Source organism: Pseudomonas sp. CYM-20-01 (genome assembly GCF_023169845.1).
In the GTDB taxonomy this organism is placed as follows: domain Bacteria; phylum Pseudomonadota; class Gammaproteobacteria; order Pseudomonadales; family Pseudomonadaceae; genus Aquipseudomonas; species Aquipseudomonas azotoformans.
This window is the reverse complement of sequence record NZ_AP025169.1, coordinates 3247579-3262354: the sequence shown is the minus strand read 5'-3', so window position 1 is coordinate 3262354 and position 14776 is coordinate 3247579. Positions and strand designations below refer to the sequence as shown.

At 62.4% G+C, this 14776-nt stretch carries 13 protein-coding genes; 9 read left to right on the top strand and 4 right to left on the bottom strand.

Features of this window, described 5'->3' with window-relative positions; all coding sequences use genetic code 11:
• Positions 1–3 precede the first annotated feature (3 nt).
• From M2497_RS14535 to M2497_RS14510, 6 genes are all read left to right on the top strand, one after another.
• Positions 4–936 (top strand): DUF58 domain-containing protein, encoded by a 933-nt coding sequence (locus tag M2497_RS14535; protein ID WP_248488098.1) that lies wholly within the window; start codon positions 4–6, stop codon positions 934–936.
• Positions 933–1427, top strand: coding sequence for a DUF4381 domain-containing protein (locus tag M2497_RS14530; RefSeq protein WP_248488097.1), 495 nt, complete (start codon positions 933–935; stop codon positions 1425–1427). The genes M2497_RS14535 and M2497_RS14530 overlap by 4 nt, the downstream gene beginning before the upstream one ends.
• Complete coding sequence (locus M2497_RS14525) at positions 1420–2508, top strand: VWA domain-containing protein (RefSeq protein WP_248488096.1); 1089 nt, start codon at positions 1420–1422, stop codon at positions 2506–2508. The genes M2497_RS14530 and M2497_RS14525 overlap by 8 nt, the downstream gene beginning before the upstream one ends.
• Entirely contained in the window at positions 2505–4244 is a 1740-nt protein-coding gene (locus M2497_RS14520; protein ID WP_248488095.1) for a tetratricopeptide repeat protein, read from the top strand. The genes M2497_RS14525 and M2497_RS14520 overlap by 4 nt, the downstream gene beginning before the upstream one ends.
• Positions 4241–5881, top strand: coding sequence for a BatD family protein (locus M2497_RS14515; RefSeq protein ID WP_248488094.1), 1641 nt, complete (start codon positions 4241–4243; stop codon positions 5879–5881). Before M2497_RS14520 ends, M2497_RS14515 begins: the two co-directional genes overlap by 4 nt.
• 75 nt (positions 5882–5956) lie before the next feature.
• Positions 5957–6484 carry a hypothetical protein gene (locus M2497_RS14510; protein ID WP_248488093.1) on the top strand — a complete coding sequence of 176 codons (528 nt, stop codon included), beginning with the start codon at positions 5957–5959 and terminating at the stop codon, positions 6482–6484.
• Positions 6485–6539: 55 nt separating this feature from the next.
• Here the strand turns inward: M2497_RS14510 and M2497_RS14505 are convergent, their stop codons facing one another.
• Positions 6540–6920 (bottom strand): hypothetical protein, encoded by a 381-nt coding sequence (locus M2497_RS14505; protein ID WP_134434904.1) that lies wholly within the window; start codon positions 6918–6920, stop codon positions 6540–6542.
• A gap of 427 nt (positions 6921–7347) precedes the next feature.
• On the opposite strand from M2497_RS14505, the gene M2497_RS14500 reads away from it, so the two are divergent.
• Genes M2497_RS14500 through M2497_RS14490 form a run of 3 tightly spaced genes read left to right on the top strand, consistent with a single transcriptional unit; the run spans position 7348 to position 12814 of the window.
• Positions 7348–8589 (top strand): exonuclease SbcCD subunit D C-terminal domain-containing protein, encoded by a 1242-nt coding sequence (locus tag M2497_RS14500; protein WP_248488092.1) that lies wholly within the window; start codon positions 7348–7350, stop codon positions 8587–8589.
• The gene (locus tag M2497_RS14495; protein ID WP_248488091.1) at positions 8586–12224 is read left to right on the top strand and encodes an AAA family ATPase; all 3639 of its coding nucleotides are present in this window, start codon (positions 8586–8588) and stop codon (positions 12222–12224) included. The genes M2497_RS14500 and M2497_RS14495 overlap by 4 nt, the downstream gene beginning before the upstream one ends.
• Positions 12221–12814, top strand: coding sequence for a glutathione S-transferase (locus M2497_RS14490; protein WP_248488090.1), 594 nt, complete (start codon positions 12221–12223; stop codon positions 12812–12814). The genes M2497_RS14495 and M2497_RS14490 overlap by 4 nt, the downstream gene beginning before the upstream one ends.
• Before the next feature lie 127 nt (positions 12815–12941).
• Here M2497_RS14490 and M2497_RS14485 read toward each other — a convergent pair whose 3' ends face one another.
• The 3 genes from M2497_RS14485 to M2497_RS14475 all read right to left on the bottom strand — a co-directional run bounded on the left by M2497_RS14485 (position 12942) and on the right by M2497_RS14475 (position 14727).
• Positions 12942–13121 (bottom strand): hypothetical protein, encoded by a 180-nt coding sequence (locus tag M2497_RS14485; protein WP_058424118.1) that lies wholly within the window; start codon positions 13119–13121, stop codon positions 12942–12944.
• A 156-nt stretch (positions 13122–13277) separates the two neighbouring features.
• Positions 13278–14453 carry a lactonase family protein gene (locus M2497_RS14480; RefSeq protein ID WP_248488089.1) on the bottom strand — a complete coding sequence of 392 codons (1176 nt, stop codon included), beginning with the start codon at positions 14451–14453 and terminating at the stop codon, positions 13278–13280.
• Positions 14440–14727: a DUF5629 family protein gene (locus M2497_RS14475; RefSeq protein ID WP_058424120.1), complete on the bottom strand. Its 288-nt coding sequence runs from the start codon at positions 14725–14727 to the stop codon at positions 14440–14442. Before M2497_RS14475 ends, M2497_RS14480 begins: the two co-directional genes overlap by 14 nt.
• Positions 14728–14776 lie beyond the last annotated feature (49 nt).

The window sequence follows — 14776 nt, the reverse complement described above, 5'->3', positions numbered from 1 at the left end:
CCCATGAACGCCAGCGATGGGGTCCGCGTCACGCTCAGCGAGTTGATCGAGATGCGCCATCGCGTGCGCGAAGTGCAGCTGTTTTCCACGCCAAGCCAGCGCAGCCCGCTGATCGGCCTGCACCACTCCAAGCTGCGCGGACGCGGGGTGGACTTCGACCAGGTGCGCGTGTACCAGGCCGGGGACGACGTGCGCACCATCGACTGGCGCGTGACGGCGCGCACCCAGGAGCCGCACACCAAGCTGTTCCATGAAGAGCGCGAGCGGCCGATCTTTATCATGGTGGAACAAAGCTGCCGGCTGTTTTTCGGCTCCGGGCAGATGTTCAAGGCGGTGCTCGCAGCGCAGGCAGCCAGCCTGATCGGCTGGGCCGCGCTGGGCCACAACGACCGTGTGGGCGGGCTGGTGTTCGGCGACAGCGAGCACTACGAAATCAAACCCCGGCGCAGCAAACAAAGCCTGCTGCAACTGCTCAACCGCCTGGTGCGAGTCAACCAGAGCCTGAACACCGAGAGCCGCCCCGAAGCCGACGCCCTCGGCATGGCCCTGCGCCGTGGCCGCGAAGTGTTGCGCCCCGGCAGCCTGGTGATTGTGATCTGCGACGAACGCGCCCTCACTGAGGGCGCCGAGCAACAACTGAGCCTGCTGTCACGCCACTGCGACCTGCTGCTGCTGCCGATCTCCGACCCGCTGGACCACGCCCTGCCCGCCGCCGGGCTGCTGCGTTTCGCCGAACGTGGTGCGCAGTTGGAACTGGATACGCTCAACTTCGACCTGCGCCAGGCCTACAAGGCCCAGGCCGAAGCGCGCATTGCGCGCTGGGAACTGCTCGCGCAAAAGCTGCGTGTGCTGTTGATGCCCTTGAGTACCCAGAGCGAAATGGTCGAGCAACTGCGTGAATACCTCAACCCGCAACGCCCGGTTAAAAAACAATGAGCAGCCTGGACCAACTGCAGCCGCTGATCGCCCCGCCCGCCATCGGCTTCTGGCCGCCTGCGCCGGGTTGGTGGCTGTTGCTGCTGGCGATTCCGCTGCTCGGTTGGGGCCTATGGTCGCTGCGCCGCTTCCTGCCGACCCGTCGCCCCATCGCCCGCGCCGAACAACCGCTGGACCCGCTGCGCATTGCCGCCCTGGCGGAACTGGCGCTGATGCCCAAACCCTACGACGGCGCGCCTGCCGGCGCCTGGCTGCAACAGCTCAACGGCCTGCTCAAGCGCCTGTGCCGCAACGACTACCCCTACAGCCAGAGCCACACCCTCAACGGCCGCAAATGGCTGGCATTCCTCGACAACCGCTGCCCCGCCGCCGGCCTCACGCGCTGGATGGTGTTGGTGGAAGGCGCCTACAAACCCGAATGCAAACTCGACGACAAGGCCATCGCCGGCCTGACCCAAGCGGTCGATACCTGGATTCGCAAACATGTTTGAATTCGCCTGGCCGTGGATCTTTGCCCTGTTGCCATTGCCCTGGCTGATGCGCCTGGTGCTGCCGGCAGCCGACAGCGGTGAGCCCGCCCTGAAAGTCAGCTACCTCAGCGACCTCGAAGGCCTGGCCCGCCGCCGCGCCCGCGTCAACCTGCCAGGCTGGCGCCAGCAAGCACCGTTCGTGGTGCTGTGGTTGCTGCTGCTGACCGCCGCCGCACGCCCGGAATGGCTCGGCGAACCGCTGCCCATCGCCGCCAGTGGCCGCGACCTGCTGGTGGCGGTGGACGTGTCCGGCTCGATGGATTTTCCCGATATGCACTGGCAGGACGAAGACGTGAGTCGCTTGAGCCTGGTCAAGCACCTGCTCGGCGATTTTCTTGAAGGGCGCCAAGGTGATCGCGTCGGCCTGATCCTGTTCGGCAGCCAGGCCTACCTGCAGGCACCGCTGACCTTCGACCGCCGCACCGTGCGCACCTGGCTGGATGAAGCGCGCATCGGCATTGCCGGCAAGAACACCGCGATTGGCGACGCCATCGGCCTGGCCTTGAAACGCCTGCGCCAGCGTCCGGCGCAGAGCCGCGTGCTGATCCTGGTCACCGACGGCGCCAACAATGCCGGGCAGATCGACCCGCTGACCGCTGCGCGCCTGGCGGCCGAAGAAGGCGTGAAGATCTACGCCATCGGTATCGGCGCCGATCCGGAACAGACCGGTTCCCTGGGCATCCTCGGCGTCAACCCGAGCCTGGACCTCGACGAACCGGCGCTCAAGGCCATCGCCGAAGCCACTCATGGCCAGTACTTCCGCGCGCGCGATGGCGAAGAGTTGCAAGCGATCAAGCAAACCCTCGACAAGCTCGAACCCGTCGAACAACAACCCACCCAGGCACGCCCCGCCCTGGCCTTGTACAGCGCGCCGCTGGCCCTCGCGCTGGTGCTGAGCATGTTGCTGGTGATCCAGGAACGTTGGCCGAACAACGCCCTGCAACGCGTGTTCAATAAACTGTCGAGCAAGGGCATGTTCCTGCAGCAACACCCGGAATGGCGCCAACGCCTTAAACGCCTGCGTTTGCGGAGGCGTCGATGATCGACCTGTGGCCGCACTGGTTCCGTCCCTGGTGGTTGTTGCTGCTGCCGTTGCTCGGCTGGCTGCTGTGGCACCTGTGGCATCGGCAAAAGCGCGCCGGGCGCTGGCAGATGATCCTGCCGCCGGCCTTCCACGCGGTGTTGCTCAGTGGTGGCAACGGCCGCGAGAGTAAATCGCCGTGGGTGGTGCTCGGCATCGCCTGGCTGTTGGCGGTGCTGGCGTTGCTCGGCCCCAGTTGGCAAAGGGTTGAACAGTCCAGCCAGAAGCCGTCCGACCCGTTGGTGGTACTGCTGGAACTGACCCCGGAAATGCTCGCCACCGACAGCCCGCCCAACCGCCTGGAGCAGGCACGGCGCAAACTGTACGACCTGTTGCAGGCGCGCACCGACGCGCAAACAGCCATCATCGTCTACGCGGGCAGCGCCCACACGCTGGTGCCGCTGTCGGACGACCTGGCCACCAGCCGCAACCTGCTGGAAGCCTTGCGCCCCTCGATCATGCCCGAACCCGGCCACCGCGCCGACCTGGCCGTCGAGAAGGCGCTGGGCCTGCTCAAGCAAGGCGGCCTCGGCCAGGGGCGCCTGTTGTTGATCGGTTCTTCGTTGTCCAAACAGGAGCGCCAGGGCATCCGCCTGCTGCTGCAAAGCGGCCAGGCGCCGAGCTTGTCGATCCTCGGCATCGGCAGCCGCGAGGGCACGCCGGTGACCCAGGAGAGCGGCGAATTCCTCAAGGACGAACAAGGCGCGATCCTGGTGCCGCGCCTGGACAGCCCGACCCTCAAGGCCTTCGCCAGCGAAATGGGTGGCCGCTACCGCGCTGCGCGGCTGGACGACAAGGACCTGCGCCAGCTCGGCGTGCTCGACCCACCGCAAGCCCTGCGCAACGATGGCCAGTTGCTGCACCTCGACACCTGGGCCGACCAGGGTTACTGGCTGCTCCTGCCCCTGCTGCTGCTGGCCGCCTGTGCTGGCCGGCGTGGCTGGCTGTTCTGCCTGCCGCTGCTGTTGTTGAGCGCGCCGCAGCCCAGCTATGCGTTCGGCTTGCAGGATTTGTGGTTGCGCCCCGACCAGCAGGGCCAATATCTGCTGAAGAAAAAACGCCCCGCCGAAGCCGCCGAACACTTCCAGGACCCGCAATGGAGGGGCGTGGCGCTTTACGAGGCCGGCAACTATGCCGAGGCCATCAAGCTGTTCGCCGAGGGTAATGACGCCTACTCCCACTACAATCGGGGCAATGCCCTGGCAAAATCCGGTGAACTGGAAGCCGCCATCGACGCCTACGAGCAAGCCCTCGAAGCCCAGCCCGATCTGCAACCGGCGCTGAAAAACAAAGCGGTGGTGGAAACCCTTATGCAGGAACAGGCCCAACCGGAGCCGCCTCCTGCGGCAAAAAACGAGGATGACGAAACCACCCAACCCGGCCAAACTGCGCAACCGGGCGGCACGGGGCAAAACGCCACGGGGGGCGAACAGTCATCCCAAGGCCAGGGCGAAGCCGGCACTGGCGACACCCAGCCCGGCAACACGCCGCAAACCGCGGGCAATGAAGTGCCGGGCAGCGAACTGGGCGACGAACAGACCACTACCCCGCCGCTGCGGCCCAACGATGCCAGCCTTGACGGTGAACATCGCCAGGCCCTGGAGCAATGGCTGCAGGAGATCCCGGACAACCCCGGAGAACTGCTGCGCCGCAAATTCTGGTACGAACAGCAACAACATCAGGACAAGACTCGATGAGCCGCCGCACCACCCTACTGCTTCTGCTCGCCCTGTCGGCAGGCCACGCCCAGGCGGCGAGCCTGGTCGCCAGCGTCGACCGCAGCCGCGTCAACTCCGGGGAAACGGTGGAACTCACGGTGGAATCCAGCGACGTGACCCAGTTCGGCAAGCCCGACCTGTCGCCGCTGGATGCACAGTTCGAAGTCAGCGGCACGCGGCAGATCAACCAGCTCACCACGCTGGGCGGCGACAACCACGCCACCACGCGCTGGATCATCACCCTGCTGCCCCGGGAAAACGGCACGGTGGTCATCCCGCCCCTGCAAGTGGGCGAACACAAGACCCAGCCGATCAGCCTGCAAGTGGTGGAAACCGCCAGCCAGAACACTGCTGCCGAGCTGGCGCCAGTGTTTGTCGAGGCCAACCTCGACCAGACCAGCGTCTACGTCCAGGCCCAGGCGCTGTTGACCGTGCGCGTCTACCACTCGGTGTCGCTGTATGACGACAGCAGCCTCACGCCGTTGCAAATTGCCGATGCGCGTGTGGAACAGCTGGGCGAGTCGCGCACCTACGAAAAGGTCATCAACAGCATCCGCCACGGCGTGATCGAGACCCGCTACGCCATCTACCCGCAGCACAGCGGCACGTTGGCAATCCCTGCGCAGACTTTCAGCGCGACGCTGGTGGAATCGCGCCCACCCCAGGAAAACACCCTGCAAGGCACCAAGCCGGGCAAGTTGATCCACGTGAGTTCCGCAGAGCTGCCGCTGGTGGTCAAACCCAAACCGGCGCTGTATCCCGCCGATACGCCGTGGCTGCCGGCACGCAGCCTGACCCTGAGCGAAAACTGGAACCCCGAACCCGAGCACGTGCAAGTCGGCGACTCCCTGACCCGCAGCCTCACGGTCAAGGCCGAAGGCCTGTCCAGCGCGCAACTGCCGGCACTGCCCAGCACCGAAGTCAACGGCCTGCGCCGCTACCCGGACCAGCCGGTGCTCGGCAACCAGACCAACGACCGCGGCCTGATCGGCAGCCGCGAAGACCGCGAGGCGCTCGTGCCCACCCGCGCAGGTAACCTGGAACTGCCTGCCGTGGACGTGGTGTGGTGGAACACCCACGAAGACCACCTGGAGCGCACCAGCCTGCCCGCCCGCACCGTGCAGGTTGCCATCAACCCGAGCCTGGCCGTGGATACCCCCGCCACACCGACGGTGATCACCGCACCAGACGATGAACGCCTGTGGCTATGGCAACTGAGCACATTGATCCTGGCCTGCACCACCCTGCTGGGGTTTGGCCTGTGGTGGCGTGCACGTCGGCAACCGGCCGTGCAGCGCGCCGCACAAACCGGCCCGAGCCCGCGCACCCTGCTCGATGACCTTAAACGCGCCACCCAGGCCAACGACCCCCAAGCTACCCGCCAGGCCCTCGACGCCTGGGCGCGGCAACAGCCGGAAACCCTGGCGGATATGGCGGCGCGGTTTGTGCCGCTGTCGGACGCGTTGGACGGGCTGAATGGTGCGCTGTACAGCGAGAGTGGGCATTTCTGGCTGGGAGAGGACTTGTGGCGTGCGGTGAAGGCAATTCCGATGGCTGAGCGTGAGGTGGATCCGACGGCGGATACCACCAGCTTGCCGCCGCTGTATCCCAAGTAGCCAAGGTGACTACTTAAGATAGGACAGGCGTGGCCGATAAAGCGATGTAGCTTTCGATTAATGGAGTTTTTTAAAATGGCCATTACGTTGAATGTTTCCTATCCGCCTTTAAGTAAGCAGACAGACGCTTACGCCATCAAAAACCCGCAGCAAGTCACGAATGCCTTCACTATTACCGAAGCCTCCGAGGCGGCGGATACATTGAAGCTTGGCGATCAGGAGAAGATCAGTCAACTTAAGGAGTTTTTGAAAGATTATGATATGACGTCAATCAGTACGGATGAGCTTAAGAAAGTCGGTAGAAGGCTCTACGATGACGGAATGATCAGCCAACGCGCTTTTGGGATGTTCATTTCGGGTGATGGTGCATCAGATGCCAATGGTCGCCAAACAAACACCCACGTAAAATTTAATGCCATTGCCCTATTCAACGAGAAACTGGAAGATACGCGGGCTTTTTTCAAAAGTGAACCAATGGTTGCAATGCAAGACGGTGCCATGGATCACTTGCAAGGGATGGTCAGCGCAAATCAAGCTGTTGGTGCATTGGCGTATTTTGTCAAGTCCGCTAATAATGATTTATCGATAAATGAGTACGCTTGAATTTGATTTATGAGTCAAGGCGCGCCAGGTTCAACCTGACGCGCCGCCTGCTCATCTAGCGTCCGTATCTCACCGTACCTGAATAGGATTTAGACGCGCTGGTTTCGTTTTTCAGCCTTACACGATAGGTACCGAATGGCCCCACGTAAGACGCGTTAGTGCCGATACTGAATGACACTCTGCTCCAGGATGAGCCTACTTCACGCTCGATAAAAATCGCCGGAGCACTTCCCGCTCCTCCCGCTGAAACCGTTGCATCGATATTCGCGGCAGAACAGCCATTGGCTCCGGTTATTTTAAATGGACCATATACCGTAATCTCATCATTGGGCTGCATTATCCCGGTATAACTATCAGCAATATTCAAACACAACGCAGATGCCTGGAATGAAACAAGCATCAATCCAGCAAGCGGCAATGCAATAAGGCTTTTCATAATAGTCTCCATCAGTATTAAGAAAACACAAAAGCGCATCACGCAAGGAGCGCGTCAATTGACCACTCCACGCTTGCCAGACTGCATGAATTATTTATCAAAGTAAGCCAGCCGCTTCCTAAATTCTGGAAGGAAAGGCCTGTCATTTTTTAGTGTAGGAACAAGTAAGGCGCGTCCTAATCCTGCCTCCCACTTATAAGATCGGCATTTAATAGCATTTTACTTTGCGTTTTTTTCAGATAAATATTCTAACCCTTGGCACGGGGCGGTTTACTCGCGAATGCGGTGTGTCAGATAGAAATGCACTGCCTGACCCACCGCCACCCGGAGCAAGCCCCCTCCCACATTGAATCTGCGTCGCCTGGGGGCAGCAGGGTCGCATTACAGGTAAACTCCCCTCCTTTTCATCTATTCCACGGAGTTCGCCTTGCGTCTGTTTCACACCTCCGACTGGCACCTGGGCCAAAACCTCCACGGCCAGGAACGCGACTTCGAACACGCCTGTTTCCTCGAGTGGCTGCTGGGCCAACTCAAGACCCATCAGCCGGATGCTCTGCTCATCGCCGGCGATATCTTCGATACCGTCAACCCGCCGCTCAAGGCCCAGGAGCGGCTGTATGACTTCATCATCAGCGCCCACGAACAAAACCCCAAGCTGACCATCGTGATGATCGCCGGCAACCACGATTCCGGCTCGCGCATCGAGCTGCCGGCACCGCTGATGCGCCGACTGCGCACTCATGCGCTCGGCCGCGTGTTATGGCTGGATGACGGCCAGCTCGACGCCGAACGCCTGCTGATCCCGCTGCCCGATGCCAAAGGCAAGATTGCCGCCTGGTGCCTGGCTTTGCCTTTCCTGCGCCCGGCGGAAGTTACCGGCGCGCACCTGGGCGACGATTACCTGCGCGGCATCGGCCAGGTGCATGAATCGCTGATCGCTGCGGCCAATGCCAAGCGCAAAAAAGGCCAGGCGCTGGTTGCCATCAGCCATGCGCACATGGCCGGTGGTTCGGTGTCGGAAGACTCCGAGCGCAGCCTGATCATCGGCAATGCCGAGGCGCTGCCGGCCAGTCTGTTTGATCGAAGTGTCGCTTACGTCGCCCTCGGCCATTTGCACAAGCCGCAGAAGGTCAATGGCGAAGAACGTATTCGCTACAGCGGTTCGCCGATCCCGCTGTCGTTTTCCGAAATCGGTTACAAGCACCAGATCCTCGATGTGGTGTTCCAGGGCCAATGCCTGGTGAGCGTCGAGCCCATCCTGATTCCGCGTTCAGTCGACCTGCAACGCCTGGAAGCCGTGCCCCTGGCCGATATCCTCAAGGCCCTGGCCGAGTTGCCGGACATCGACCTGCTCGCCGAAACCCAACGCCACCCCTGGCTCGAAGTGCGCGTCCTGCTCGACGAACCGCAACCCGACCTGCGCCAGCAAATCGAAGCCGCGCTGCAAGGCAAGGCAGTGCGCCTGGTGCGCATCGCCGCCGAGTACGCCGGTAAAGGCCCCCGTGAAGACGAAGGCGACGACCGCCTGATCGAACTCGACCAGCTCACGCCCCAGGAACTGTTCAGCCGCGCCTGGCAGGACAGCTATGGCAGCGAGGTGGATGAACAGACCTTGAAGGACTTCGCCGTGTTGCTCCAGGAAGTGCAGCAAGAGGGGGAACAGCCATGAAGATCCTCGCCATCCGCCTGAAAAACCTCGCTTCCCTGGCCGGCCCATTCGAGATCGACTTCACCGCCGAACCCCTGGCCAGTGCGGGGTTGTTCGCAATCACCGGGCCGACCGGCGCCGGTAAAAGCACCTTGCTCGATGCCTTGTGCCTGGCGCTGTTTGGCGCCGTGCCGCGCCTGGGTGATACCGGCCAGGCGAAGATGCCGGATGCCGACAGCGATATCTCCATCGGTGACCCGCGCACGTTGTTGCGACGCGGCACCGGTGGCGGTTATGCCGAGGTGGATTTTGTCGGCGTCAGTGGCCGCCGCTACCGCGCGCGCTGGGAAGCCAACCGCGCCCGCGACAAGGCCAGCGGCAAGTTGCAGAACAGCCGCCAGAGCCTGATCGACCTGGACAGCGACCAACTGCTGGCCAGCCAGAAAACCGAATACAAGACCCAGCTGGAACTGGCCCTGGGCCTGAACTTCGAACAGTTCACCCGCGCCGTGTTGCTGGCGCAAAGCGAGTTCAGTGCGTTTCTCAAGGCCAACGACAACGAGCGCAGCGAACTGCTGGAAAAGCTCACCGACACCGCGCTGTACACCCAGCTTGGCCGACGCGCCTTCGACAAGGCCAAAGAGGCCCGGGACGCGCACAAACAGTTGCAGGACCAGGCCACCGGCGTGGTGCCGCTGGCCGCTGAAGCCCGTGCCGAACTCGATCAACAATTCGATGCCGCGCAGCAACACCTCAGGACCCAGCAGGCCCAACTCAAGCAGCTGGAGCTTCAGCACACCTGGCTCAAGGAACTGCGCGAATGGCAGGAACGCCAACTCGCCGCCACCGAGCAGCTTCAGCTGGCGCAGGCCGAGTGGAATAACCAGGACGCGCAGCGCCAGGACCTGAGCCGCCTGGAACAGTTGGCGCCGCAGCGTCATCTGTTCGTGCGCCAGGCGGAACTCGGCACACAGCTGGCGCCGTTGGCGGCGCAGATTCAGTCGCATACCCGGCAACAAGACGAACTACACACCCGCCAGGAACAGGCCCGGCACCAACAAACCAACGCGCAAACCGCCCTGGCTGAAGCGCTGAACAACCAGGCGGATGCCGCGCCTTTGCTGCGCCAGGCGTTCGACGAACAAAGCACCCTCGCGCACTTGACCAAAGAGCTGGCCAAGCGCACCGAGGACAAACAGCGGCACGCAAGCGCCTGCACCGAAGGCCAGGCCCAGCTCACTGGCCTGCTGGAAAAACAGCACCAGGTCGCAGAGCGCCTGCAACGCCTGAGTACCGAGCTTGAGCGCAGCGCCGCCCTTGCGCCGCTAAGTGATGCGTGGACCGCCTACCGCGACCGCCTGCAGCAGCTGATGCTGATCGGTAACCGCCTGAACAAAGGCCAGGCCGAACTGCCGCAACTGGAGCAACGTGCAAGCAGCGCCGCTGAACAGTTCACCCAGCAACGCGAAGCCCTGGACTTGCTGTATCAGGAGGCCGGTGCCGAGCCTCACGCCGTGGCCGAGCAGATCCAATTGCTGGCCAGCCTGCTGCAAGACAATCGCAAACAGCAGCGAGCCTTCGAAGACCTGACGCGCCTGTGGGACAACCAGCAACAGCTGGACCAGCAAGCCACCAGCCTGACGCAAAAGCTCACCACGGCCCAACAGCAACGCGAACAGTTGAACCAGACCGGCCTGCACACCAAGGCCGAGCTGACCGTCGCGGAACAGACGCTGAACGTGACCAAACAGCTGCTGGAACGCCAACGCCTGGCCCGCAGTGCCAGCGTCGAGGAATTGCGCGAGCAGTTGCAGGACGACCAGCCCTGCCCGGTGTGCGGCAGTCACGAACACCCGTACCACCAGCCCGAAGCCCTGCTGCAAAGCCTTGGTCGTCATGACGAAAACGAGGAAGCCAACGCGCAGAACGCGGTGGACACCCTCAAGGAGAAACTCACCGAGTTGCGTGGCGAAGTGGGCGGTTTGATCGCCCAGCAGAAGGAATACCTGCAACAGCAGGAACACCTGGCGACGCAACAACAAGCGCTGAAACCGAGCCTGGATGCACACCCGCTGACCGCATCATTGTTCAACCAAGAGGCCGCCAAACGCAGCGCCTGGCTTGAGCAGCAACTGAGCCAACTGACCCAAAGCATCAGCCAGGACGAACAGCGCCAAGGCGCCCTGCTCAACCTGCAACAAAACGCCGGGCGCCTGCAGCAACAACTGCAAGCCGCCCAGGAGGCAAGCCAGCAGGCCCGCCAATTACTGGTCGACCAGCAACGCGAGTTGGCCAGTGACCGCGAACGCCTTGAGCAGGAACTGAGTGCCTTCGCCAACCTGCTGCCCCCAGACACCCTGGCAGGTCTGCGCGCCGAGCCGGCCGCCACCTTCATGCAGCTGGACCAGCAGGTCAGCCAGCGCCTGGAACAGCTGGGCCACCAGCGCGACGAATTGGCCGAGCAACAGGAACGTCAACAGGCGATCGAGAAGGAACAGACCCACCAGCAGCATCGCCAGCAACAACTCGACGCCCTGCTCCAGCAAGTCACCGAACTGGCGAGCCAACAGCAAACGGCTCAGGAAAAACTCAGCGCGTTGCTCGGTGAGCACACCAGCGCCGAACAGTGGCAGCAACAGCTGGATCACGCCGTCACCCAGTCGCGCCAGAGCGAAACCGACGTCAACCAACAACTGCAGGACATCCACAACGCGCTGATCCAACTGGCCGCCGACCTCAAGGCTCAGCAGGAACGCGAACAGGCATTGCAGGCCGAACAGCACAGCCTCGACACGCGCCTGCACGACTGGCGCGCCCTGCACCCGGAACTCGACGACGCCGGCCTCGACCGTTTGCTGGCCTACGACGACGCCCAGGTCAGCCACTTGCGCCAGCAGTTACAGCACAGTGAAAAAGCCGTCGAACAGGCCAGGGTCCTGCTGCAGGAACGTGAGCAACGCCTTGCCGAGCACCAGGCCCAACACAATGGCAACCTCGCAGCCAATGAGCTGGACACCGCCCTGGCCACACTCAACCAGCAATTGGCCGAGGCCGAGAAACACTGCGCCGAACTGCGCGCGCGGCAGTCCGAAGACCAGCGTCGCCAGGACGCCAACCAGGCCTTTGCCGAGCAGATCGCCAAGGCGTATGACGAATGGCAACGCTGGGCGCGCCTGAACGCACTGATCGGCTCGGCCACCGGCGACACCTTCCGCAAGATCGCCCAGGCCTACAACCTCGACCTGCTGGTGCACCACGCCAACGTGCAACTGCGCCAACTGGTACGCCGTTACCGCCTCAAGCGCGGCGGCAGCATGCTCGGGCTGCTGGTGATGGACACGGAAATGGGCGACGAACTGCGCTCGGTGCACTCGTTGTCCGGCGGCGAAACCTTCCTGGTGTCGTTGGCGTTGGCCTTGGGCCTGGCGTCGATGGCCTCCAGCACATTGAAGATCGAGTCGCTGTTTATCGATGAAGGCTTCGGCAGCCTGGACCCGGAATCGCTGCAACTGGCGATGGACGCGCTGGACGGTTTGCAGGCCCAGGGCCGTAAGGTGGCGGTGATTTCCCACGTGCAGGAAATGCACGAACGCATCCCGGTACAGATCCAGGTCAAGCGCCAGGGCAATGGTTTGAGCACGGTGGAGGTGAAGTGAGCGAAGCGCTGCTGTATTCGTTCCGGCGCTGCCCGTATGCGATGCGGGCGCGCCTGGCGTTGCGTTATTCAGGTGTGCCCGTGCAGATCATCGAGGTGAGCCTCAAGGCCAAGCCGGCCGAGATGCTGGCGCTGTCGCCCAAGGGCACGGTGCCGGTACTGAGCGTTGACGGACGGGTGATTGAAGAGAGCCTGGAGATCATGCAATGGGCCCTGGCCCAGCACGATCCGGATGATTGGCTGCTGCAGGGTGACCCGGCGGTACTGGCACTGATTGCCGAGAACGACCAGGGCTTCAAGTATCACCTGGATCGATACAAGTACGCCGACCGCTACCCGGAACACCCGATGGAACACTATCGGGCCGAGGGCGCGGTGTTTTTGCAGAAGCTGGAAGGCTTGCTGGCGGGACGCGCGTACTTGCTGGCAGAGCATCCGAGCCTGGCGGACATGGCCCTGGCGCCGTTTGTGCGGCAGTTTGCCCATGTGGATCGGGAGTGGTTTGCCGGGACGCCGTATCAACGGTTACAAGCCTGGCTTCAGCGCGTCCTTACTTCACCGCTATTTATCGCCGTGATGGCAAAACCCTGAGGCCGGCACAATCAAATGTGGGAGGGGGCTTGCCCCCGATGACGGTGGATCAGTCAGCTAATCTGTAGCTGACCCACTGCTATCGGGGGCAAGCCCCCTCCCACATCTGATCTCAGTGATCTACCGCTTAGTGCTGGGTTTTGTGATCCAGTGCAGCATAGAAATTGGCGCTCTGTTGCAGGTATTTCTGGGTGTAGGCGCTGGTGCTGGATTTTTTGCCGGTCACTTCCACGCTGGCTGCGGCAGGCAGGGCAACAGTGGCAGAAACAGCGGAAGCGGCGATGATGGAGAAGAGGTTCAGATTCATGGCGGTAACCCTTGTGTTCGTTTGGTTGAGTGGCCGGGGAAGGCCTTGGAACCAAACTTACGCCCGAGGGCTGAACCTTAGAAATGCTTTGAAACAGTAGCCGCTATTAACAGAATTAATAGAAAGGGTCAGGCCCCGCGCGGCGGGGCCTGTGGCTTATTGACGCACCAGGAACTTGAGGTCGCTGGGCGCATCAATCGGCAATTTCTGCACGGTTTTACCCAGCAGGCCGGTTTTTGGGTCGCGTTCGACTACGACGATTTCGTTGCTTTTCTGATTGGCGATCAGCAGGAACCGACCGCTGGGGTCCAGGCTGAATTCGCGCGGGTGGTCACCGTCCACCGAGCGACGTTGCAACTCCTTGAGGTGCGCGGTGGCCGGGTCGATGCTGAACACCAGCAACTGGTTGGCCGTGCCACGGTTGCTCACGTAGAGGAATTTGCCGTCACTGGAGGCATGCAACGCGGCACCGGCCTTGTCGGACACCGGCTGCCCGGCGGCGAAGTCCACCAGTTGGGTCTGGGTCAACTGGCCGTCCTTGTAGTCGAACACCGCCACCTGCGCGCTCATCTCGGTGGTCAACCAGGCGTGCTTGCCATCAGCGCTGAACAACAGGTGGCGCGGGCCGCTGCCTGGCGGCAGTTGCACCGAGGCCGGGTTGGCCGAGGTCAATGGCAGTTCATGGTTGGCCTTGGGGTCGTAGCGGTAGGCAAACACCTTGTCCGCCCCCAGGTCCTGCACAAACACGTACTTGCCATCCGGCGACGACACCACCGAATGCACGTGGTTCGACGCCTGCCGCTCAGGGTTCACGCGACTGGCCGGGTGCCCACTCAGTTGCACCGGAGGCGACAGCTTGCCCGTGGCGTCGACCGGCAGCACCGCCAGGCTGCCGCCCGGGTCTTCCACCACCGAATAGTTGGCGACCAATAGGTAGCGCCCATCGGCGGCCACGCTGGAATGGGTCGGCTCATTGCCCAGGCTCTGCACCTGGTTGACCAGGGTCAGTTGGTGAGTCTGCGGATCGATGCTGTAGCTGCTTACGCGCCCGACCGGGTCTTTCTGCCCGGGACCGTTCTCGTTGACCACAAACAGGTGCTTCTGGTCCTTGGAGATCGTCAGCCAGGACGGGTTGGCCGCTTTGGCCGCGAGCACCGGTTTACCGCTGAACTGACCCGTACGGCTGTCGAATTGCAGGCGATAGATGCCTTCGCTGCTGCCGGCGGTATAGCTGCCCACCAACAGTTCATAGGTGTCGGCCGGCGCGGCTTGCACCGACATCGCGCCCACGCTGCCGGCCATCAGCAGCGGCCAGAATTTACGCATCATCATCCGCTTCATCCTCGTCGTTATTGTTGCCGGTGAAGGCGCGCATGCAGATCAGGCGGTGCTCGCCCGAATCACCGGTAAGGGTCCAGCTTTGCAAGGTGTCATCGAACGTCGCGGCGTTTACCTGTTCCAGGCTGAAGCGCCAGCGTTTTTCTGCACGGCCGTCCATGGCGGTGATCAGCAATTTTTCTTTATCGAGTTGGAAATCGAAGGCATGCAGCCCATCGATTTCAAGCATGTCGCTGGTTTCAAGGACGGCAGGCAAATTCTCAGTCATCACAGTCTTTCATCAGGTTCAAAGCGCTAATCATAGGCCAGTTTGCTGC

Excerpts from the sequence above, each read along its gene's own strand:
- M2497_RS14535 (WP_248488098.1), top strand. The coding sequence starts at position 4 with ATGAACGCCAGCGATGGGGTCCGCGTCACGCTCAGCGAGTTGATCGAG.
- M2497_RS14485 (WP_058424118.1), bottom strand. The coding sequence starts at position 13,121 with ATGAATCTGAACCTCTTCTCCATCATCGCCGCTTCCGCTGTTTCTGCC.
- M2497_RS14510 (WP_248488093.1), top strand. The coding sequence starts at position 5,957 with ATGGCCATTACGTTGAATGTTTCCTATCCGCCTTTAAGTAAGCAGACA.
- M2497_RS14520 (WP_248488095.1), top strand. The coding sequence starts at position 2,505 with ATGATCGACCTGTGGCCGCACTGGTTCCGTCCCTGGTGGTTGTTGCTG.
- M2497_RS14480 (WP_248488089.1), bottom strand. The coding sequence starts at position 14,453 with ATGATGATGCGTAAATTCTGGCCGCTGCTGATGGCCGGCAGCGTGGGC.
- M2497_RS14475 (WP_058424120.1), bottom strand. The coding sequence starts at position 14,727 with ATGACTGAGAATTTGCCTGCCGTCCTTGAAACCAGCGACATGCTTGAA.
- M2497_RS14505 (WP_134434904.1), bottom strand. The coding sequence starts at position 6,920 with ATGAAAAGCCTTATTGCATTGCCGCTTGCTGGATTGATGCTTGTTTCA.
- M2497_RS14525 (WP_248488096.1), top strand. The coding sequence starts at position 1,420 with ATGTTTGAATTCGCCTGGCCGTGGATCTTTGCCCTGTTGCCATTGCCC.
- M2497_RS14515 (WP_248488094.1), top strand. The coding sequence starts at position 4,241 with ATGAGCCGCCGCACCACCCTACTGCTTCTGCTCGCCCTGTCGGCAGGC.
- M2497_RS14530 (WP_248488097.1), top strand. The coding sequence starts at position 933 with ATGAGCAGCCTGGACCAACTGCAGCCGCTGATCGCCCCGCCCGCCATC.
- M2497_RS14495 (WP_248488091.1), top strand. The coding sequence starts at position 8,586 with ATGAAGATCCTCGCCATCCGCCTGAAAAACCTCGCTTCCCTGGCCGGC.